Source organism: Stenotrophomonas sp. BIO128-Bstrain, assembly GCF_030128875.1.
GTDB lineage: Bacteria > Pseudomonadota > Gammaproteobacteria > Xanthomonadales > Xanthomonadaceae > Stenotrophomonas > Stenotrophomonas bentonitica_A.
In genome coordinates this window covers 405,422-424,673 of record NZ_CP124620.1, presented here as the reverse complement: position 1 = coordinate 424,673, position 19,252 = coordinate 405,422, and the positions used below count along the sequence as shown (strand labels likewise).

The 19,252-nt window shown below is 67.2% G+C and carries 19 protein-coding genes and 2 pseudogenes; 10 read left to right on the top strand and 11 right to left on the bottom strand.

Annotation, left to right across the window (positions count from 1 at the left end):
- Positions 1–87 precede the first annotated feature (87 nt).
- The 3 genes and pseudogenes from POS15_RS01805 (at position 88) to POS15_RS01795 (ending at position 4,018) form a co-directional block, all read left to right on the top strand.
- Positions 88–1,010, top strand: a pseudogene (locus POS15_RS01805) (alpha/beta fold hydrolase).
- On the top strand, positions 1,007–3,484 hold the full coding sequence (locus tag POS15_RS01800) for an acyl-CoA dehydrogenase (RefSeq protein ID WP_019185115.1): 2,478 nt from the start codon (positions 1,007–1,009) through the stop codon (positions 3,482–3,484). The pseudogene POS15_RS01805 and the gene POS15_RS01800 overlap by 4 nt, the downstream one beginning before the upstream one ends.
- A 63-nt stretch (positions 3,485–3,547) precedes the next feature.
- A complete protein-coding gene (locus tag POS15_RS01795) occupies positions 3,548–4,018 on the top strand; it encodes a hotdog fold domain-containing protein (RefSeq protein WP_284128866.1) in 471 nt (156 codons plus the stop codon).
- A gap of 85 nt (positions 4,019–4,103) precedes the next feature.
- Here POS15_RS01795 and POS15_RS01790 read toward each other — a convergent pair whose 3' ends face one another.
- Positions 4,104–4,460, bottom strand: coding sequence for a DUF1304 domain-containing protein (locus POS15_RS01790; protein ID WP_284128865.1), 357 nt, complete (start codon positions 4,458–4,460; stop codon positions 4,104–4,106).
- A 31-nt stretch (positions 4,461–4,491) separates the two neighbouring features.
- Entirely contained in the window at positions 4,492–5,826 is a 1,335-nt protein-coding gene (locus tag POS15_RS01785; RefSeq protein WP_037553782.1) for an MFS transporter, read from the bottom strand.
- 200 nt (positions 5,827–6,026) lie between these two features.
- Here POS15_RS01785 and POS15_RS01780 point away from each other — a divergent pair, with 200 nt between their 5' ends.
- The 5 genes and pseudogenes from POS15_RS01780 to POS15_RS01760 all read left to right on the top strand — a co-directional run bounded on the left by POS15_RS01780 (position 6,027) and on the right by POS15_RS01760 (position 10,742).
- Positions 6,027–7,616: a choline dehydrogenase gene (locus POS15_RS01780; protein WP_019185119.1), complete on the top strand. Its 1,590-nt coding sequence runs from the start codon at positions 6,027–6,029 to the stop codon at positions 7,614–7,616.
- A 165-nt stretch (positions 7,617–7,781) separates the two neighbouring features.
- Positions 7,782–9,176 (top strand): serine hydrolase domain-containing protein, encoded by a 1,395-nt coding sequence (locus POS15_RS01775; protein WP_019185120.1) that lies wholly within the window; start codon positions 7,782–7,784, stop codon positions 9,174–9,176.
- 262 nt (positions 9,177–9,438) lie between these two features.
- Positions 9,439–9,894 (top strand): annotated as a pseudogene (locus POS15_RS20410) (hypothetical protein); the annotation flags it as partial.
- 89 nt (positions 9,895–9,983) lie between these two features.
- Positions 9,984–10,175, top strand: coding sequence for a hypothetical protein (locus POS15_RS01765; protein ID WP_020424295.1), 192 nt, complete (start codon positions 9,984–9,986; stop codon positions 10,173–10,175).
- A 414-nt stretch (positions 10,176–10,589) separates the two neighbouring features.
- On the top strand, positions 10,590–10,742 hold the full coding sequence (locus POS15_RS01760) for a hypothetical protein (protein WP_284128864.1): 153 nt from the start codon (positions 10,590–10,592) through the stop codon (positions 10,740–10,742).
- A gap of 77 nt (positions 10,743–10,819) precedes the next feature.
- Here POS15_RS01760 and gcvH read toward each other — a convergent pair whose 3' ends face one another.
- From gcvH to nudE, 8 genes are all read right to left on the bottom strand, one after another.
- Positions 10,820–11,215, bottom strand: coding sequence for a glycine cleavage system protein GcvH (gene gcvH / locus POS15_RS01755; protein ID WP_019185123.1), 396 nt, complete (start codon positions 11,213–11,215; stop codon positions 10,820–10,822).
- 97 nt (positions 11,216–11,312) lie between these two features.
- The gene (gene gcvT / locus POS15_RS01750; protein WP_019185124.1) at positions 11,313–12,425 is read right to left on the bottom strand and encodes a glycine cleavage system aminomethyltransferase GcvT; all 1,113 of its coding nucleotides are present in this window, start codon (positions 12,423–12,425) and stop codon (positions 11,313–11,315) included.
- An 86-nt stretch (positions 12,426–12,511) separates the two neighbouring features.
- A complete protein-coding gene (locus POS15_RS01745; protein ID WP_019185125.1) occupies positions 12,512–12,943 on the bottom strand; it encodes an NfeD family protein in 432 nt (143 codons plus the stop codon).
- Position 12,944: 1 nt separating this feature from the next.
- Positions 12,945–13,907 carry an SPFH domain-containing protein gene (locus POS15_RS01740; RefSeq protein ID WP_046272684.1) on the bottom strand — a complete coding sequence of 321 codons (963 nt, stop codon included), beginning with the start codon at positions 13,905–13,907 and terminating at the stop codon, positions 12,945–12,947.
- 93 nt (positions 13,908–14,000) lie between these two features.
- Positions 14,001–14,324, bottom strand: coding sequence for a YnfA family protein (locus POS15_RS01735; protein ID WP_284128863.1), 324 nt, complete (start codon positions 14,322–14,324; stop codon positions 14,001–14,003).
- A complete protein-coding gene (mazG, locus tag POS15_RS01730; protein WP_284128862.1) occupies positions 14,321–15,133 on the bottom strand; it encodes a nucleoside triphosphate pyrophosphohydrolase in 813 nt (270 codons plus the stop codon). The genes POS15_RS01735 and mazG overlap by 4 nt, the downstream gene beginning before the upstream one ends.
- Positions 15,134–15,149: 16 nt before the next feature.
- The gene (gene cysQ, locus POS15_RS01725) at positions 15,150–15,953 is read right to left on the bottom strand and encodes a 3'(2'),5'-bisphosphate nucleotidase CysQ (protein WP_070425744.1); all 804 of its coding nucleotides are present in this window, start codon (positions 15,951–15,953) and stop codon (positions 15,150–15,152) included.
- Complete coding sequence (gene nudE, locus POS15_RS01720; RefSeq protein ID WP_019185130.1) at positions 15,950–16,498, bottom strand: ADP compounds hydrolase NudE; 549 nt, start codon at positions 16,496–16,498, stop codon at positions 15,950–15,952. Before nudE ends, cysQ begins: the two co-directional genes overlap by 4 nt.
- Before the next feature lie 50 nt (positions 16,499–16,548).
- Here nudE and bioA point away from each other — a divergent pair, with 50 nt between their 5' ends.
- Both bioA and POS15_RS01710 read left to right on the top strand, forming a co-directional pair.
- Entirely contained in the window at positions 16,549–17,940 is a 1,392-nt protein-coding gene (bioA, locus tag POS15_RS01715; protein WP_046272683.1) for an adenosylmethionine--8-amino-7-oxononanoate transaminase, read from the top strand.
- A complete protein-coding gene (locus POS15_RS01710; protein ID WP_284128861.1) occupies positions 17,931–18,665 on the top strand; it encodes a 16S rRNA (uracil(1498)-N(3))-methyltransferase in 735 nt (244 codons plus the stop codon). The genes bioA and POS15_RS01710 overlap by 10 nt, the downstream gene beginning before the upstream one ends.
- Before the next feature lie 94 nt (positions 18,666–18,759).
- Here the strand turns inward: POS15_RS01710 and POS15_RS01705 are convergent, their stop codons facing one another.
- Positions 18,760–19,233 carry a chemotaxis protein CheW gene (locus tag POS15_RS01705; RefSeq protein WP_019185133.1) on the bottom strand — a complete coding sequence of 158 codons (474 nt, stop codon included), beginning with the start codon at positions 19,231–19,233 and terminating at the stop codon, positions 18,760–18,762.
- Positions 19,234–19,252 lie beyond the last annotated feature (19 nt).

Sequence of the window (19,252 nt, the reverse complement as noted above, 5' to 3'; positions counted from 1 at the left end):
CGCCGCTTCACGCCAGCTGGCACAAGGGATACACACACCATACTCCTAAGTATTGACATCGCACAGGGCAGGTCCATACTAGCGAGTATGGTCACTCCTTCTTCTTCTACCTTGCCGCGTTTTGACGATGAGCGACTGACCGGCGCACATGACACCGTGCTCGCCGCGACCCGCTCACCCCGGGACGCCGCGGCACCGTGATGTTCGCCCACGGCTTCGGCCAGACCCGGCACGCCTGGAACGCCACCGCGAGCGCTCTGGTCGAGGCCGGTTACCAGACCCTGGCCTACGACGCACGCGGCCACGGCGATTCGGACTGGAACCCGGCCGACCTTGCCTACCACGGCGAGCAGTTCGCCGATGATCTGATCGTGCTGGCCGGCGAACAGCCGCAGCCGCCGATCCTGATCGCCGCGTCGATGGGCGGCCTGTTCGGCCTGCTCGCCGAGTCGCGCTGGCCCGGCCTGTTCTCGGCGATGGTGCTGGTCGATATCACCCCGCGCTGGGATACCGCCGGGGTCGAAAAGATCCTGATGTTCATGACCGCGCACCCGGACGGCTTCGCCTCGCTGTCGCAGGCGGCCGATGTGATTTCCGCCTACATGCCGCACCGTCCGCGCAAGTCCGAAGATTCCCTGCGCGCATTGCTGCGCGAGGACGGCCACGGCCGTTGGCGCTGGCACTGGGATCCGCGCCTGGTCGCCGAGCTGGCGCGTGACAGCGAACAACACCAGGACGCGCTTGCCGATGCGGCGCGCCAGGTGAAATGCCCCCTGCTGCTGGTCAGCGGTGGCCGCAGCACCCTGGTCACCCCGCAGACGGTGGCCGAGTTCCTGGCGTTGGTGCCACATGCACGCCACGTGCAGCTGCCGGAGGCCACGCATATGGTCGCCGGTGATGACAACAACGCCTTTACCGCTACTGTGTTGGACTATCTGGACGTGTTGCCCTCGGCCTCCGCCGTCGCATCGTCCGCCATTACCGAGCACGTCACCGGAGCACGCTCATGAGCATTGTCGTTCCCTTCCTCGTCGTCCTGTTGGCAGGTGCGTTCGTCGCCTACCACCGGATGCGCCTGATCACCTGGACGATCATCAGTGTGGTGCTGCTGGCCGCCTGCTGGTTCATCCCGTACGTCAACCAGACCGCCACCATCGTGGCTGCGGCCATCGTCGCGGTGATCGCCGTGCCGCTGCTGCTGCCCTTCATCCGCAAGCCGCTGCTGACCGCACCGATGATGAAGGTGTTCCGCAAGGTGCTGCCGCCGCTGTCGCAGACCGAGCGCATCGCGCTGGAAACCGGCTCGGTCGGTTTCGAAGGCGAGCTGTTCACCGGTGACCCGGACTGGAACATCCTGCTCAACTATCCCAAGCCGCAGCTCACCGCTGAGGAACAGGCCTTCCTGGATGGCCCGGTCGAAGAGCTGTGCAGGATGGTCAACGACTGGGAAATCACCCACGTTTACGCCGACCTGCCGCCGGAACTGTGGAGCTTCATCAAGAAGAACAAGTTCTTCGGCATGATCATTCCGAAGGAATACGGCGGCCTGGGCTTCAGCGCGCTGGCCCACCACAAGGTGATCCAGAAGCTGGCCTCGGTGTCGAGCGTGGTCAGCTCCACCGTCGGCGTGCCCAACTCGCTGGGCCCGGGCGAACTGCTCAACCATTATGGTACCCAGGAGCAGAAGGACCAGTACCTGCCGCGCCTGGCCGATGGCCGTGAAGTGCCGTGCTTCGGCCTGACCGGTCCGTTCGCCGGTTCGGATGCGACCTCGATTCCCGATTACGGCATCGTCTGCAAGGGCGAGTGGAACGGCGAGCAGGTGCTCGGCGTCAAGCTCACCTTCGACAAGCGCTACATCACCCTGGCCCCGGTGGCCACGCTGATCGGCCTGGCCTTCCGCATGTACGATCCGGACGGCCTGATCGGCAGCACCCGCGACATCGGCATCACCCTGGCGCTGCTGCCGCGTGACACCGCCGGTGTGGAAATCGGCCGTCGCCATTTCCCGCTCAACTCGACCTTCCAGAACGGCCCGATCCGCGGCAAGGATGTCTTCATCCCGCTGACCCAGCTGATCGGTGGCGCCGAGAAGGCCGGCAAGGGCTGGAACATGCTCAACGAGTGCCTGGCCGTGGGCCGCTCGATCACCCTGCCCTCCACCGCCAGCGGCGGTGCCAAGGCCGGTGCGGTGGTGACCGGTGCCTATGCCCGCATCCGCAAGCAGTTCGGCCTGTCGGTCGGCCGCTTCGAGGGCGTGGAAGAGGCGCTGGCCCGCATCGGCGGCAAGGCGTACGCGATCAGCGCGCTGTGCCAGGCCACGGCCGCTGCGGTGGACCGCGGCGACGTGCCGTCGGTGCCGTCGGCGATCGCCAAGTACCACTGCACGACCATGAGCCGTGAAGTGATCTCGGACGTGATGGACGTGATCGGCGGCAAGGGCATCATCCTGGGGCCGCGCAACTTCGCCGGCCGCAGCTGGCAGGCCGCGCCGATCGCGATCACGGTCGAAGGCGCCAACATCATGACCCGCAGCCTGCTGATCTTCGGCCAGGGTGCGATCCTGTGCCACCCGTGGGTGCTGAAGGAAATGAAGGCCGCGCAGGATCCGGACACCCGTGCCGGCCTGCAGGAATTCGACCGCAGCCTGTTCGGCCACATCCGCTACGGCATCTCCAACGCGGTGCGTTCGTTCTGGTTCGGCCTCACCGGCGCCCGCTTCGGTGCCGCCCCGGGCGATGCCTACACCCGCCGTTACTTCCGCAAGCTGGACCGCTACTCGGCCAACCTGGCGCTGATGGCCGACATCTCGATGATGACCCTCGGCGGCAAGCTGAAGTTCAAGGAATCGCTGTCCGGCCGCCTGGGCGATGTGCTGAGCCACATCTACATGACCAGCGCCATGCTCAAGCGTTACCACGACGAGGGCGCGCCGGCGGCCGACCAGCCGCTGCTGGCCTGGGCCTTCCATGACAGCGTGCACAAGATCGAAGAATCGCTGTCGGCGGCGCTGCGCAACTTCCCGATCCGTCCGATCGGTTGGCTGATGTGGGCGCTGATCTTCCCGTTCGGCCGCCGTGCCGAGGCGCCGGGCGATCGCCTGGGCCACCGCGTGGCCGCGCTGCTGATGGCGCCAAACGAAGCCCGTGACCGCCTGGCCAGTGGTGTGTTCCTGACGCCGTGCGAGAACAACCCGGGTGGCCGCATCAACAGCTACCTGTCCAAGGCGATCATGGCCGAGCCGGTCGAGCGCAAGTTCATCAAGGCGCTCAAGACCAAGGGCATCGAAGCGCTGGACTTCGCCACCCAGCTGGACGAGGCCGTGGCCGAAGGCGTGATCACCCAGGATGAGCGCACCCTGCTCGAAGAGCTGCGCACGCTCACCCTGGAAACCATCACGGTGGACGACTTCGATCCGGAAGAACTGCGCTCGGCGGGCTACTACAAGCGCCAGCAGACGGACGCGCAGTCCCAGGCCGCGTGATCCCGGCCACCAGGTAAACGACAGCGGCGGACTTCGGTCCGCCGTTTTTTTAGGAGACTCCCGATGTCCGCTCCCCTGCTCACGCTTTACCGCCGCATGCAGCGCTGGCCCGCCGGCCGCTGGCTGTTCTCGCGCGCGGTGTGCTTCAAGGCGCCCTACTTCGCCAGCATCGCCCCGCGCATCACCGTGCTCGAGCCGGGCCGCTGCGAAGGGCGCATCGCGCACCGGCGCAAGGTCACCAACCACCTCGGCACGGTGCATGCGATCGCGCTGTGCAACCTGGCCGAACTCACTGCGGGGCTGATGGTGGACGCTTCGCTGCCCAAGGGCATGCGCTGGATCCCGAAGGGCATGGAGGTGCAGTACCTGGCCAAGGCGACCGGCACCCAGCACGCCATCGCCACCCCGGAGCAACCGATCGTGGCGGCCGAGGCAGGTTACGCGCTGCCGGTGAAGGTGCAGGTGCGCGATGACGCCGGCACGGTGGTGTTCCAGGCGCGGATCGCGATGTGGGTGTCGCCGGTCAGGCGATGAGCATTGGCGCAGCCACCCATGGGGTGGCTCTACGTTCAATCCGTCTGTCGCAGGGTAGCGCCACGCCGTGCGTGGCTGGCGCCTGTCAGGCCGGCACCATCCACCATGCCGCCACGGCCAGGATCGCCGGCACGGCCTGGATGAAGAAGATCCGCTTGTTGACGCTGTAGGCGCCGTAGCAGCCGGCCACGATCACGCAGCCGAGCATGAAGTTCACCAGCATCGGCAGGTGATCGAACAGCCCCCACAACAGGCCGGCAGCGAGGAAGCCGTTGTACAGGCCCTGGTTGGCCGCCAGCACGCGCGTGGTCTCGGCCTTCTCCGGCGTGTTGCGGAAGGCCTTCAGGCCCAGCGGCCGGGTCCACAGGAACATTTCCAGGACCAGGAAGTACACGTGCAGCAGGGCGACCAGCAAGGTCAACGACAGCGCGATCCAATACATGGGCCAAGGTTCCTGGAAGACTCCGGGGAGCTTACTCCGGTCGCTCGCCGGGCAGCTTCTTTTCTTCGCGCAGCAGGCCCAGCGCGGCAATCGTCATCGCCCCGGCCACCACCAGCCCACCGACGAAGACAATGTGCGAACCGAACAGGGACAGCCCCTTGTGCACCCAGGCGAACGTCAGGTCGCCGCCACGGTAGACCACGGTGTCGATCGCCGCGCCGGCCTTGTAGCGCCACTGGCGGTCCACACGGGTGTAGATGGTCTCGCGCGCGGGCTTGGCCAGCGAGAATTCGCTGGCGCGGGTCATCACCTGCACCATCGCCACCATCAGCGGCAGCGGCGATGCGGCCAGTATCGAAAACCCGATGATGATGGCGACACCCGGGATCAGCAGCGCCGGGGCGATGCCGTACCGCGACAGCAACCAGCGGGTGAAGCCGAGCTGCACGATCAGGGTCAGCGTGTTCACCGCCAGGTCCACCCGCGAGAAGAAGGCCGTGCTGGCCGCGGCGTCGGGATACAGGCGGCGCACGATCGAGGCCTGCTCGTTGTAGAGCATCGTGCCCACGCCCACGCCGAACAGCACCAGCACAGCCAGCCAGCGCAACAGCGGCTCACGCACGATCAGCTTCAGGCCGTCGAGCACGCTGCCGCCCATCGGGGTTTCACCCGACACCAACTTCTGCTCCTGCTCCCGTGCCACCGCCCACAACCGCAGCCGCCAGATGCAGACCAGGCAGGCACTCAGAAAGCCGGCCGAGACCAGCATCAGGTTGGCAATACCCACCCGCTCCACCAGCGCCGCCGTGATGATCGGCCCCAGGAACGCACCGAGCGTGCCTGCCGCGCCGATGTAGCCGTATACCTCGCGTGCCTGGGCGTTGGAGAACACGTCCGCCATGAAGCTCCAGAACACCGCCACCGCAAAGAGGTTGAACACGGCGGCCCAGAAGAAGAACGCCATGCCGCGCCCAGGCACGCCACTGTCGAACAGCAGGTAGAAACCCAGCAGGGAGATGATGAAGAAGACATACACCGCGGGCAGGAATACCCGCCGCGCATAGCGGCTGACCAGCGCGCCGTACAGCGGCTGCAACACCAGCATGATGAAGAACACCCCGGTGAACAGAAACTGCAGCACGAAGTCCTGCACCGCAATGCCATGCGCGCTGAACCAGTCGATCAGCACGGGCGGGAACACCGCCTTGGCGTCGGCCGAGGCAGCCATTGCCTCGCGCACCGGGCGCAGTACGTAGTAGCCGCTCAGCAGGCAGAAGAAGTACAGGCACGCCCAGATCAGGGGCGGCGACTGGCGCAGCGCCCCGCGCAGGCCCGATTGCACCGGTGCTGTTGCGGCAGCACTCATCGCACCCACTCCCGGCTAGGGCGGCGTGACAACGGCGGCATCGTGGAAACTCCGGGCAGGGAAGCGCGCAAGGTAAACGATGCACCGCAACATCGCCAGCGTCGGGCGCGGCCACCTGCGCAACGCTGCGTGGCCGATGCTGCAGCCCCTGCGCGGGGCAACCTGCCTTATGCTCGGCGGGCACCCCGTCCAGGAGCGGCATGTACGACTACATCGTCATTGGTGCCGGCTCGGCCGGCTGCGTGCTGGCCAACCGGCTCAGCGTAGACCCTGCCTGCCGGGTGCTGCTGCTGGAAGCCGGCCCGCGCGACACCAACCCGTTCATCCACATGCCGGCCGGGTTGGCGCGGCTGGTCAACAACTGCCGCATCAACTGGAACCTGGACACCGAGGCCGAGCCCGCGCTCGACGGCCGTCGCCTGTGGTGGCCACGCGGCAAGGTGCTGGGCGGCTCCAGCTCGATCAATGCGATGTGCTACGTGCGTGGCGTACCAGCCGACTACGACGGCTGGGAGGCCGCCGGTGCCACCGGCTGGGGCTGGGAGCAGGTGCTGCCCTGGTTCGTGCAGGGCGAGCGCAACAGCCGCGGTGCCAGCGCGCTGCACGGCGATGCCGGTCCGCTGTCGGTGTCCGACCTGCGCCACCACAACCCTCTCTCGGCTGCCTTCATCGCGGCCGCGCAGCAGGCCGGCCACGCCCATAACCCCGACTTCAATGGCCACCAGCAGCTCGGTGTTGGGCTGTACCAGGTCACCCAGCGCGAAGGCGCGCGCTGCTCGAGCGCGGACGCCTACCTGCGCCCAGCGCGCCACCGGCGCAACCTGACGGTGCTGACCGGTGCTCACGCCGTCGCGCTGAGCTTCGACGGCACCACCGCCACCGGCGTGCACTATCGGCGTGGCGGGCAGCACCTGCATGCACGCGCCGGTACCGAGGTGATCCTCAGCGCGGGCGCCATCCATTCCCCGCACCTGCTGATGCTGTCCGGCATCGGCGAGGCGGACACGTTGCGCTGCCACGGCATCACGCCGCGCGTGGACCTGCCCGGGGTCGGCCGCAACCTGCAGGACCACCTGGACATCTGCACCGTCGTGCACACCGGCCCAGGCGTCAGCTACGACCGCAGCAGCGAACTGCGCATCGCCATCGACTACTTCCTGCGTGGCCATCGCGGCGCCGGCACCAGCAACCTGGCCGAGGCCGGTGGTTTCGTGCGCTCATCGCTGGCCACCGATGCCCGCGCCGACGTGCAGTTCCATTTCGTCCCGGCGATGCTCGACAACCACGGCCGCCACCGCCTTCCCGGCGACGGCTACACCCTGCATGCGTGCCCGCTGCACCCCCGCAGCCGCGGCCGCTTGCGGCTGCGCGACGCCGACGCACGCTCAGCGCCCCGCATCCATGCCAACTACCTGGGCGATACGGGTGGCCATGACCTGAAGATGATGCTCGAATGCGCGCGCCTGGCGCGCACGATCCTGGCCCAGCCCGCCTTCGACCGTTGGCGCGGCACGCCCGTGTTTCCGTCGCACAGCAATCTCGATGACACCGCGCTCGAGGCGTTCATCCGGGCCAAGGCCGAGACCCTCTATCACCCGGTCGGCACCTGCGCGATGGGGCAGCATGCCCAGGCCGTGGTCGATCCGACCCTGCGCGTGCACGGCACCCGGCGGCTGCGGGTAGTGGACGCTTCGGTGATGCCCACCCTGATCAGCGGCAATACCAACGCGCCGACGATGATGATCGCCGAGCGGGCCGCCCACTGGATCCGGACCGCCGCGGCAGGCTGAACAGGGGTGCGCTGGCCGCCCTCCCGTGCCCGCGACCGACCGGGACCGGGATCGGTAAAACCCGCACGTTTTCAATGCGATACGCATTCATCTTCGATTCGTTTGTGCAATCACGAAAAGCGGCGCTAGAATCGGTCACAGCAGTCGCGCACGGGCACCCATACGATGAACCAGAACAACAGGCGCCGACCGATCCGTTCGGCGGCAACCGGGTTGTTGGGCATGTTGATGCCCATCGCCATGTCTTCCACCGCGCAGACCCCTGTCGCCTCTCCCGCCGCGTTGCCGGTCAACATCGAGGAGTCGGCGCCGACCGCGGCACCGCACACCCAGCCTGCAGCGTACCGCACGACCCCGGCCGGCCTGAAGGTGCAGCCGCCCGCGCCGGGCTTCAACGTCGCTTCGATCGAATCGATGGCGCAGCAGCTCACCTACGGCGAGCGCGTGCCCGGGATGGCCGTGGCCATCGTCCAGGGCGGCCGCGTGCTGAGCGCGCGCGGCTACGGCGTCACCGACGTCAACAACCCGCAGCAGGTCGATGCCCACACCGTGTTCCGCCTTGCCTCGCTGTCCAAGGCCTTCGCCGGCACGATGGCCGGACTGCTGGTCAACGACGGCACGCTGCGCTGGGACAGCAAGGTCACCGACTACGTGCCCGGCTTCCAGCTCAGCACGCCCGAGGCGACCGAGCGCCTGACCGTGGCCGATCTGCTCAGCCATCGCGTCGGCCTGCCGTACAACGCCTACGACCGCGACGTTGAAGCCAACGCCGAGTACTACACCCTCACCCACAAGCTGGCCGCCACCTCGCTCAAGTGCCTGCCCGGCGACTGCTATGCGTACCAGAACGTGGCCTTCAGCCTGATCGGCGATGTCGTCTACGCCGCCTCCGGCAGCTTCTACGAACAGTCCGTCGAGCGCCGCCTGTTCAAGCCGCTCGGCATGGACGATGCCAGCCTCGGCCTGGCCGGCATCCAGGCCAGCTCGCGCTGGGCCCGCCCGCACGTGCGCAGCCGCAACGGCTGGGTCGCGCTCACGCCCAAGCCGACGTATTACCGCCTTGCTCCGGCCGCCGGCGTCAACGCCAGTGCCAGCGACATGGCGCAGTGGTTGCTGGCCCACACCGGCCACCGCCCTGACGTGCTGCCCGCCCCGTTGCTGGCCACGCTGCACGCCAGCCTGATCAGCACCCCCGGCGAAATGCGCTCGGGCTGGCGCCGCGAGCGCCTCAACTCGGCCGGCTACGCCCTTGGCTGGCGCACCTTCGATTACGCCGGCCACGAAGTGATCTTCCATGCCGGTGCCGTCCAGGGCTATCGCGGCCTGGTCGCCCTCGTGCCCGAGCGTGACCTCGGCATCGCCATCATGTGGAACGGCGAGAGCAGCTTGCCCAGCGGCCTGCTGCCGACCGTGCTCGACCAGGCGATGGGCCTGCCGACCCAGCGCTGGCTGGACGTGGACACTGATTTCGGCAGCGACAACCTCATGGCCGAAGACGCCGCCCCGCAGGGCAAGCGCAAGGGCGTCTCATCGAACCGCGCCGTCGCCTCCCCGCGCTGATCCGCGCGCACAGTGGCATCGAAAAAGGCGGCCGGATGGCCGCCTTTTTCATGGTTTCTGTTTGCCTTGCCCATAAAAAAACTCCTTCCCCGCTGGGCTGCCAGGGAAGGAGTCTCAGGTACGGCTATCGGGAAAAACTCAGATCAGCGGTGCCGGGGTTGCCGGCAGAGCGACCGGTGCGGCCTTCTTCTTGCGAACGGCCGGCTTGCGCTTTGCAACCTTCTTCACCGCCTTCTTCGCCGATGCCTTCTTGGCCGGAGCCTTGCGGGCAGTCGCCTTCTTGGCGGTGGCCTTCTTGGCTACCTTGCGGGTGGCCTTCTTGGCGGTCTTCTTGGCAGCCTTCTTCGGAGCGGCTTTCTTGGCTACCTTGCGGGTCGCCTTCTTGGCCGTCTTCTTTACCGCCTTTTTCGCGGTCTTCTTGGTGGCTGCCTTCTTTGCAGTCTTCTTGGCGGCCTTCTTCGCCGTCTTCTTCACTGCCTTCTTCGCGGTCTTCTTGGTCGCGGCCTTCTTTGCCGTCTTCTTCACGGCCTTCTTCGCCGTCTTCTTCACGGCTGCCTTGCGGGCGGTCGCCTTCTTGGCCGCCTTCTTCACCGTCTTCTTGGCAGCAGCTTTCTTGGCTACCTTCTTGACGGCCTTCTTGGCAGTGGCCTTCTTAGCGACCTTCTTGGCTGCCTTTTTGGCGGCCGGCTTTTTCTTCGCAGCTTTCTTGGTTGCCATGGGATGGCTCCTCGTCAGTGATCTATGGAGTGGAAACGCCCAGGTAAAGCAAACCCGCCGTTGCTGCGTTGCGGGGACCGCCGTCGCGTCATGCGCGTCGTGACGGATACGGTGACACCCGCCGCATGTGGCCAGGCAGGTATCGAAGAGGAAAGGAACTTGCGGTTCGCCGGAGGAAGCGAAGCCATCTCCACCGTCATGGGACGCGAGGTGGATGTCCAGGTTGTGCTTCGCGACTTGATGTCGATTCTGCTCACTCTGTTCGCAGGCAAGGTCTGCTGAGGCGAAACCTAATCACGCTTTTTTTGACTGTCAACAACCCCGGCGAAAAATTTTCACACCGGCGCCTTGCCTCGCCCCCCTCGCTGCGCCCGCCTGCGACCTGCCAAACGCACGCTGCCGCCGCCGGCGCGAACGCCCTGCGCCCGCACACGCTGACAGCGCTGAAAAGAAAAACACTTAAAAGAAGCACTTTCGTGTCGCGACATCGCAACATCGCGGTGCATGCCATTGCGTGCCCGCGCGTGCAGCCTGCTCGACCACGCACCTCGCCAGCCTCCCCGTGCGCCCCTTAAACGGACCGGAAAACTTTTCACATCTGCGCGCACTTTTTTCGACCCGATTCGCGCAACTGCGCAAACTTTTGACCGCCCTGGCACCGGCGCGTCCGTCCGCGATGATCGACTTCGAGCGTCCGTGCGCGTCCATATCGATGCCGCATCGGTGCGCGATCGGGTGCGCGGCGCGGACCAGATCACCGGCATGCATCGGCACCGAACCGATCGTCATGAGCCCGTGGTCGCGATCGCGTGCCGCCGCGCGCGCACTGCAATCCTCACGTACTGCTAACGCCGTTCGCGCGCGCCCGGCGAACGGGCAAAAAAAAACGGCCGCACCAGGCGGCCGTTCTTCAGCGGAGGCGACGATCAGTGATCGTCGTTTTCCAGCAGCTCGGCGTAGTCGTCCGGACCCAGCAGGTCGTTGACTTCTTCCAGGCCGGCCACTTCGACGACATAGATCCAGCCGTCGCCGTAGGCGTCTTCGTTGATGGTTTCCGGCTTGTCGCTCAGGGCCGAATTGACCTCGACCACCGTGCCGGTGATCGGGCTGTACACGTCCGAGGCGGCCTTGACCGACTCGACCACGGCAGCCTGCTCGCCGGCCTTGACCTCCTGGCCAACCTCCGGCAGTTCAACGTAGACCAGGTCGCCGAGCAGGCCCTGGGCGTGGTCGGAAATACCGACGGTGACGCGGCCATTGCCTTCAACGCGCGCCCACTCGTGGGACTTGAGGAATTTGAGGTCGCCGGGGATCTCGCTCATGGGACTGCTCCGAGGAATATCAGGGGGGTCAAGAAACGGGGGTAGTGTAACCAACCGGCGCGGATGCGGAGGCATCCGCGCCGGGTAAAGCACGGCATCAGCCGTCGATCAGCACACCGGGCTGGGGCTGGCCTTCGCGCACGAACGGGAACTTCACCACGCGCACCGGAACCTGCTTGCCGCGGATATCCACGCGGACCTCGCCCAGTTCGCCGCCCGGCACGCGGGCGAACGCGATGCCCTTGCCCAGGGTCGGCGAGAAGGTGCCGGACAGGATCTCGCCCTCGCCGCCGGCGGTGAGTACCACCTGGCCGTGGCGCAGTACGCCCTTCTCGTCCATCACCAGGCCGATCAGCTGGCGGGCGTTGCCGGCCGCCTTCTGCGCTTCCAGCACGTCGCGACCGATGAAGTCGCGACCTTCGTCCAGCGCCACGGTCCAGGCCAGGCCGGCTTCGTACGGGGTGATCTCTTCGTCCATGTCCTGGCCGTAGAGGTTCATGCCGGCTTCCAGGCGCAGCGTGTCGCGCGCACCCAGGCCAGCCGGACGCACGCCGGCGGCGCTCAGGGCATTCCAGAAGGCGACCACGGCGCTCTGCGGCAACAGGATCTCGAAACCATCCTCACCGGTGTACCCGGTGCGGGCCACGAACAGCGCGGTGCCATCGGCGGTGGTGGTTTCCAGCGCGGCGAAACGGCCCAGCTTCTCCAGCGCGGCGCGGTCGCCCTCGCCGAGCAGGCTGATCACGCGCTCGCGCGCGGTCGGCCCCTGCACCGCGATGATGGCCAGGTCTTCGCGCTCGATGACCTCCACGTTGAATGCCGCGGCCTGCTGGCGGATCCAGGCCAGGTCCTTTTCGCGGGTGGAGGCGTTGACCACCATGCGGAAGAAATCGTCGGCCATGTAGTAGACGATCAGGTCGTCGATCACGCCGCCGCGGGCATTGAGCATGCACGAGTACAGTGCCTTGCCGGTGGCCTTGAGCTTGTCCACCGAGTTGGCCAGCAGCGTGCGCAGGAACGGCTTGACCTGGTCACCGCGCAGGTCGACCACGGTCATGTGGCTGACGTCGAACATGCCGGCGTCGCTGCGCACCAGATGGTGCTCGTCCAGCTGCGAACCGTAATGAATGGGCATGTCCCAGCCACCGAAATCGACCATCTTGGCGCCGAGTGCGCGGTGGGTATCGTTGAGAAGCGTCTTCTGGGTCATGACCGGTTCCGGGGGAATGAAGGCAAGACATCCATTATCCCAGAACCGTCTTCACAACGCCTGCGGCGGTGCGGGAAAACCGCGGATCAGGCCTGCTGCACCTTCAGCGTCATCCCTTCCACCGCCACCACCCGTACCGGGCTGCCGGCGGGCAGGTCGGGACCTGCGACAACCCAGAAGGCATCGTCCACCTTGGCCCGGCCCTTGCCGGCGATGATGGCCTGGTCGAGCACGACCACCCGCCCGATCAGCTGTTCGGCGCGGCGGTTCAACAGCGGCTGGTCGCTCTGGCGATCGTGCGACCGGCCCCAGCGGCGGTAGCACTGGATCGAGACCACGCTGAGCACCACGAACGCGACCACCTGCCACAGCAGCGGGATCTCGGCGAACACCGCCACCAGCACGAACACCGCAGCCGCACCGATCCCGATCCACAACATGAAGGCACCGGGCGCGAGCGCCTCGGCGGCGAACAGCACCAGTGCCAGCGCGCCCCAGGCCACCACTTCCCAGCGCATGTCAGCCTCCGATCCGCGGCGGGACGCCGCGCGTGGCTTTCTTCTCTTCCTGCTTGGCGAACGCTTCGCGGGCCAGCTCGGCGACGCCGGCGATCGAGCCGATCACCCCGCTGGCCTCCATCGGCATCAGCACCAGCTTCTGGTTCGGCGAGGTCGCCAGTTCCTTGAAGGCTTCCACGTACTTCTGCGCGATGAAGTAGTTGATCGCCTGCACGTCGCCCTGGGCGATCGCCTCGGACACCATCGTGGTGGCCTTGGCTTCGGCCTCGGCCAGACGTTCGCGCGCTTCGGCATCGCGGAAGGCGGCCTCCTTGCGTCCCTCGGCCTCGAGCACCGTGGCCTGCTTTTCGCCCTCGGCGCGCAGGATCTCGGACTGGCGCGAACCCTCGGCTTCCAGGATCTGCGCGCGCTTCTCGCGTTCGGCCTTCATCTGCCGCGCCATCGCATCAAGCAGGTCGCGCGGCGGCTGGATGTCGCGGATTTCGATGCGGTTGACCTTCACGCCCCACGGGTTGGTGGCATGGTCGACCACGCTCAGCAGCTGGGCGTTGATCACTTCGCGCTGGCTGAGCGATTCATCCAGGTCCATCGAGCCGATCACGGTACGGATGTTGGTCTGCACCAGGGCGATCATCGCCACCTCCAGGTTGGCGACCTCGTAGGCGGCCTTGGCGGCATCGAGCACCTGGAAAAACACCACGCCATCCACGCGCACGGCAGCGTTGTCCTTGGTGATCACTTCCTGGCTGGGCACATCCAGCACCTGCTCCATCATGTTCACCTTGCGCCCCACGCCGTAGACGATCGGGATCAGGAAATGCAGGCCCGGCGACATGGTGTGGGTGTAGCGGCCGAAGCGCTCCACGGTCCATTCGTAGCCCTGCGGCACCATGCGCACGGCCTTGAACAGGATGACAACGGCCACGAAGGCCAGCACCAGCGAGAACAGCATGGTCGGAAACATCAGGTCACTCCCTTTCCCCGGATTCGTAGCACCGAGTATAGCCACGCTGCCTTCACGCCGGCATCGGGGTGCCTGACGCGCCGCAGGTCAGGATCAGGCGCTGCGCGGGGCGAACATGATCACCATCATCCCGGCCAGGCACAGGCCGACGCCCAGCAGGTCCCAGCGGCTGGGGCGGATGCCGTCCACCAGCCACAACCACATCAGCGCGGTGCCGATGTAGACCCCGCCATAGGCCGCATAGACACGGCCGCTGGCGGCCGGGTGCAGGGTCAGCAGCCAGGCGAACAATGCCAGGCTGGCAGCGGCCGGCAGCAGCAGCCACGCGCTGCCCTCCCTGCGCAGCCACAGCCAGGGCAGGTAACACCCGACAATCTCGGCCACGGCGGTCAGCACGAACAGCAGCAGCGTTTTCACGGCTTGGGCTCGTCCGCCTTGGCCTGCTGCCAGAGGGCTTCCTGCGCGTCCAGATCGAGCGCGGCCATGGTCTGCCCGGCCGCGTGGGCCTGGGCTTCCATCGCGCGGAAGCGGCGCTCGAACTTCTGGTTGGCCTGGCGCAGTGCGGCGCCGACATCGACCCTGGCGTGGCGGGCCAGATTGGCGCAGACGAACAGCAGGTCGCCGAGTTCTTCCTGCAGGCGCGCGTGGTTTTCCTCGACCGGGCCGCGCGCGAATTCAGCGGCGACCTCGTCCAGTTCCTCGCGTACTTTATCCATCACCGGCGCCGGGCCCGGCCAGTCGAAACCCACCCGCGCCGCGCGCGCCTGCAGCTTCACCGCCCGCTGCCATTCCGGCAGGCCGCGCGAGATCCCGGCCAGCGCCGAGGTATCGGTGTGGCCCTTGGCGGCGCGCTCGGCGCGTTTGATCGCCTCCCAGTTGCTGTTGACGTCCTCCGCACCGTTCACCTGGACCTGGGCGAACACATGCGGATGGCGACGCTCCATCTTGTCGCTGAGCGCGCGGGCGACGTCGGCAAACCCGAACGCGCCCTGCTCCTGCGCCATCTGCGCATGGAAGACCACCTGGAGCAGCAGGTCGCCGAGTTCATCCTTCAGGTCATCCAGGTCACCCCGGTCGATCGCATCGGCGACCTCGTAGGCTTCCTCGATGGTGTACGGGGCGATGCTGGCGAAATCCTGCTGCAGGTCCCAGGGGCAGCCCTGCTGCGGGTCGCGCAGGCGCGCCATGATGCCCAGCAGGCGGTCCAGTTCGGGGGTGGCAGGCATCGTTGCTCCAGTCAGGTCAGGCGGGCAGCCACTCGCGCCACGGCAGGCGGGTATCGCCCAGCGCGATGAAGTCCCCGTTCAAGAGGGTCTCGCGGCGGTTGTAGCGGAATGGCTTGCCGGTCTCGGCCGAGAGCACCGCGCCACCGGCGGCATGCAGTACGCACTGACCGGCGGCGGTGTCCCATTCGGACGTCGGGCCCAGACGCGGGTAGACGTCCAGCGTGCCCTCGGCCAGCCGGCAGAATTTGAGCGAGGAGCCCTGCGCAAGCACCTCGATATCGCCCATGCGGTCCAGCAGCGCCTGGGTCTGCTCGCTGCGATGCGAGCGGCTGGCGGCGACCCGCAGCGGCGCCGAGGCCGGCGTGCGGGTGCGCAGTACCGAATCGCGCATGCCGTCGCGGCGATAGGCCAGCTCGCCGCGCATGGCGTGCCAGACCTGGCCGGTGGCCGGGGCCAGCACCACGCCGAAGGCGGGTGCGCCCTGGTAGATCAGCGCGATGTTGACGCTGAACTCGTCGTTGCGCTTGACGAATTCGCGGGTGCCGTCGAGCGGATCGACCAGCCAGTACGCCCCCCAGTGCTGGCGGACCTCCCACGGCACCTGCGCCGATTCTTCGGACAGGATCGGCAGGTCCGGGGTCAGCTGCGCCAGCCCGCGCTCGATCACCTGGTTGGCGCCGAGATCGGCGGCGGTGACCGGGCTGTGGTCGGACTTGATCTCCACATCGAACGGGGTGGCGTAGACGGCCATGATGGCGGCGGCCGCGTCCTGGGCGATGGCGATGACGGTTTCGCGCAGATCCGTCGTGAGTTTGATCATTCCTTCCGTCCCAGCCACTCGCGCGCGATGAACAGCGCCGCCAGCGATCGGCCCTCGGAGAAGTCCTCGCGCAGCATCAGCTGGTCCAGGTCGGCCAGCTTCCACGGCACGACTTCCAGTTCCTCCGGCTCGTCGCCGGCCAGGCGCTCGGGGTACAGATCGCGCGCCACCACAAGCCACGACTGGTGGCTCATGTAGGTCGGCGCCAGCGTCATTGCGCGCAGCACATCGACCCGACGGGCACCGTAACCGGCCTCCTCCTTCAATTCGCGGTCGGCCGCCTGTTCGGGCGTCTCGCCGGCATCGATGCGCCCTTTCACCAGGCCCAGCTCGTAGCGATGCATGCCGGCGGCGTATTCACGCACCAGCAGCACGGTCTCGTCGTCGAGCATCGGCACCACCACCACGGCGCCATGGCCGCGGGTCACCAGCCGTTCGAAGCGGCGGCGTTCGCCATTGGAGAATTCCAGATCCAGATGCTGGCGCTGGAACGGCCCGCTTTCCTCGTCCGTGATCTGGTGGATGATGGGCAGGCGACGGCTCATGCGAGCATCTCTAGAATGGGTACTGGTGAAAACGTGTTCATGAGCCCGAAATGCTAGCAGACCCAGCCCCCCTCACGCTGGCCGATCAGTGGCGGCAACGCGATCTGGCCGTGCTGTGGCACCCGTGCACGCAGATGCGCGAGCACCCCGACACCCTGCCCCTGCTGCCGATCGCCCGTGGCGAGGGCCCGTGGTTGATCGACCACGACGGCCATCGTTATCTGGATGCGGTGAGCAGTTGGTGGACCAATCTGTTCGGCCATGCGCAGCCGCGCATCGGCGCGGCCATCGCCCAGCAGGCCACGCAGCTGGAACAGGTGATGCTGGCCGGCTTCAGCCATGCGCCGGCGGTGCGGCTGGCCGAGCGCCTGCTGGCGATCGCGCCACGCCAGGCCGGGCGTGATCCGCTGGCCAAGGTGTTCTATGCCGACAACGGTTCGGCCGGGGTGGAAGTGGCGCTGAAGATGGCCTTCCACTATTTCCGCAACCGCGGGGAGAACCACCGCACCCGCTTCGTGGCATTGGAGAACGGCTACCACGGCGAAACCCTGGGTGCGCTGTCGGTCGGCGACATCCCCCTGTACCGGCGGGTATACGCGCCGCTGCTGACCGAGGCACTGTTCGCGCCCTCGCCCGACGCCTACCTGGCCGAACCCGGCCAGAGCGCGGCGCAGCGTGCGCACCAGGCGGCCGATGCGCTGGCCACGCTGTTCGACCAGCACCCGGGCGAGATCTGCGCGGTGATCCTGGAGCCGCGCCTGCAGTGCGCCGGCGGCATGCGCATGCATGACCCGGTCTATCTGCAGCGTGCGCGTGCGTTGTGCGATGCCAACGGTGCGTTCCTGATCGCCGATGAAATCGCCACCGGTTTCGGCCGCACCGGCACGATGTTCGCCTGCGAACAGGCCGGGGTGATGCCCGACCTGCTGTGCCTGTCCAAGGGCCTGACCGGCGGCTTCCTGCCGCTCTCGGCGGTGCTGGCCACGCAGGCGCTGTACGACGCCTTCCTCGACGATTCGCGCGAGCGCGCGTTCCTGCATTCGCACAGTTACACCGGCAATCCACTGGCCTGCGCCGCTGCGCTGGCGACGCTGGACATCTTCGCCGGCGAGGACGTGATCGCCCGCAACCGCAGCACCGCTGAAGTGATGCGCACCCTGGCCGCACCGTTCGCCGACCACGCGCATGTCGCCGATGTGCGCCAGGCCGGGATGGTGGTGGCATTCGAACTGACCCGCAACGGCGACAAGCGTACGCCGTTCCCGGCCGAGGCCAGAATCGGGCTGCACGCCTACAAGGCCGCGCTCAAGCGCGGCGTGGTGCTGCGCCCACTGGGCAATGTGCTGTATTGGATGCCGCCGTACTGCGTGGAGGACGACCATCTGGATCTGCTTGCACTGACCACCCTGGCTGCCATCGACGAGGCCGTCGCATGCGCGTGACCCGGAGCTACATCGATCATCCGCTGACTATCGGCCAGACCCTGTCGCTGCCCGAGGATGCGGCCAACCATCTGGTCCGCGTGATGCGCCTGCGCGAAGGCGATGGCTGCGTGCTGTTCAACGGTGATGGCCAGGACTACAGCGCGACCCTGGTGGTGGTGGGCAAGCGCGATGCGCAGGTGCGCATCGAGGCCGCCACCGCGCTGGACAACGAATCGCCGTTGCACATCACCCTGCTGCAGGGCATCGCCCGTGGCGAGAAGATGGACCTGATCCTGCAGAAGGCCACCGAACTGGGCGTGCAGGCCTTCGTGCCGGTCAATGCCGAGCGCACGGAAGTGAAGCTTGACGCGGCCCGCGCCGAGAAGCGCCTGGCGCACTGGCACAGCGTGGTGGTCTCGGCCTGTGGCCAATCCGGCCGCGCGCGCGTGCCAAGCGTGGTCGCGCCGCGATCGCTGCAGGACGCCGCCAACGCGATGCCGACCGAGGCGTTGAAGCTGACCCTGGATCCACAGGGCGAGCATCGCTTGTCGACGCTCTCGGCCGCACCGGGCGGTGTGGTGATCGCGATCGGCCCGGAAGGCGGCTGGTCGCCGCGCGACCGCCAGGCGCTGGCCGCGGCGGGCTTCCAGGGATTGCAGTTGGGCCCGCGCGTGCTGCGTACCGAGACCGCAGGGCTGGCGGCGATTGCGGCCGTGCAGGCACGCCTGGGCGATCTGGGCTGACGATCGCGCTTGCCTGACGCCTCAGCCCCCTTGATTCATCGGGAGCGATTGCGCCCTTGAGTCCAGGGGGCGCGCCGACAGGCGCGGGGACACTTCACCCCGCGACCGGGAAAGATTCGTCCAGCGCCGCTTCCAGGGCGTCCAGGTCCGGCAGCAGCGCACTCTGCTCACCCAGCAGCACGCGCATGTGTACGCCCTGCGGCAGGGTTTCTTCGGACGCGTCGGCGAGCAGGCCGTCGCGCGGCACCGCGATCAGCTGCGGGAACGTCTGGGTCAGCAGGGCGAAGTACGGGCGGCGCGGATTGCCGCCCAGTGCCTTGAGCACGACCACCTTGTTGTTGGTCACCACCGGCTCGTCGCCCTGCCCGGACAACCGGGCAAAGGACAGCAGCGGCACGTCCCAGCCGTGCCAGGCGATCTGCCCGACCAGCCAGGCCGGTGCGTCGGGCACGGTTTCGACCGGCACCTTGGACATCATTTCGGCGACGGTGGCATTGGGCAGCAGCACGCGTTCGTGCCCGGCCTGGATCAGGACACCGCGGATTTCGTCGTTGCTGGCGTAGCTCATGGAGATTCCTTCAAGGGTG

Bases quoted from the DNA above. Each gene is read 5' to 3' on its own strand.
- POS15_RS01800 (WP_019185115.1), top strand. From the start codon at position 1,007: ATGAGCATTGTCGTTCCCTTCCTCGTCGTCCTGTTGGCAGGTGCGTTC.
- POS15_RS01795 (WP_284128866.1), top strand. From the start codon at position 3,548: ATGTCCGCTCCCCTGCTCACGCTTTACCGCCGCATGCAGCGCTGGCCC.
- POS15_RS01790 (WP_284128865.1), bottom strand. From the start codon at position 4,460: ATGTATTGGATCGCGCTGTCGTTGACCTTGCTGGTCGCCCTGCTGCAC.
- POS15_RS01785 (WP_037553782.1), bottom strand. From the start codon at position 5,826: ATGAGTGCTGCCGCAACAGCACCGGTGCAATCGGGCCTGCGCGGGGCG.
- POS15_RS01780 (WP_019185119.1), top strand. From the start codon at position 6,027: ATGTACGACTACATCGTCATTGGTGCCGGCTCGGCCGGCTGCGTGCTG.
- POS15_RS01775 (WP_019185120.1), top strand. From the start codon at position 7,782: ATGAACCAGAACAACAGGCGCCGACCGATCCGTTCGGCGGCAACCGGG.
- POS15_RS01765 (WP_020424295.1), top strand. From the start codon at position 9,984: ATGCGCGTCGTGACGGATACGGTGACACCCGCCGCATGTGGCCAGGCA.
- gcvH (WP_019185123.1), bottom strand. From the start codon at position 11,215: ATGAGCGAGATCCCCGGCGACCTCAAATTCCTCAAGTCCCACGAGTGG.
- gcvT (WP_019185124.1), bottom strand. From the start codon at position 12,425: ATGACCCAGAAGACGCTTCTCAACGATACCCACCGCGCACTCGGCGCC.
- POS15_RS01745 (WP_019185125.1), bottom strand. From the start codon at position 12,943: ATGCGCTGGGAAGTGGTGGCCTGGGGCGCGCTGGCACTGGTGCTGTTC.
- POS15_RS01740 (WP_046272684.1), bottom strand. From the start codon at position 13,907: ATGTTTCCGACCATGCTGTTCTCGCTGGTGCTGGCCTTCGTGGCCGTT.
- mazG (WP_284128862.1), bottom strand. From the start codon at position 15,133: ATGCCTGCCACCCCCGAACTGGACCGCCTGCTGGGCATCATGGCGCGC.
- cysQ (WP_070425744.1), bottom strand. From the start codon at position 15,953: ATGATCAAACTCACGACGGATCTGCGCGAAACCGTCATCGCCATCGCC.
- nudE (WP_019185130.1), bottom strand. From the start codon at position 16,498: ATGAGCCGTCGCCTGCCCATCATCCACCAGATCACGGACGAGGAAAGC.
- bioA (WP_046272683.1), top strand. From the start codon at position 16,549: ATGCTAGCAGACCCAGCCCCCCTCACGCTGGCCGATCAGTGGCGGCAA.
- POS15_RS01710 (WP_284128861.1), top strand. From the start codon at position 17,931: ATGCGCGTGACCCGGAGCTACATCGATCATCCGCTGACTATCGGCCAG.
- POS15_RS01705 (WP_019185133.1), bottom strand. From the start codon at position 19,233: ATGAGCTACGCCAGCAACGACGAAATCCGCGGTGTCCTGATCCAGGCC.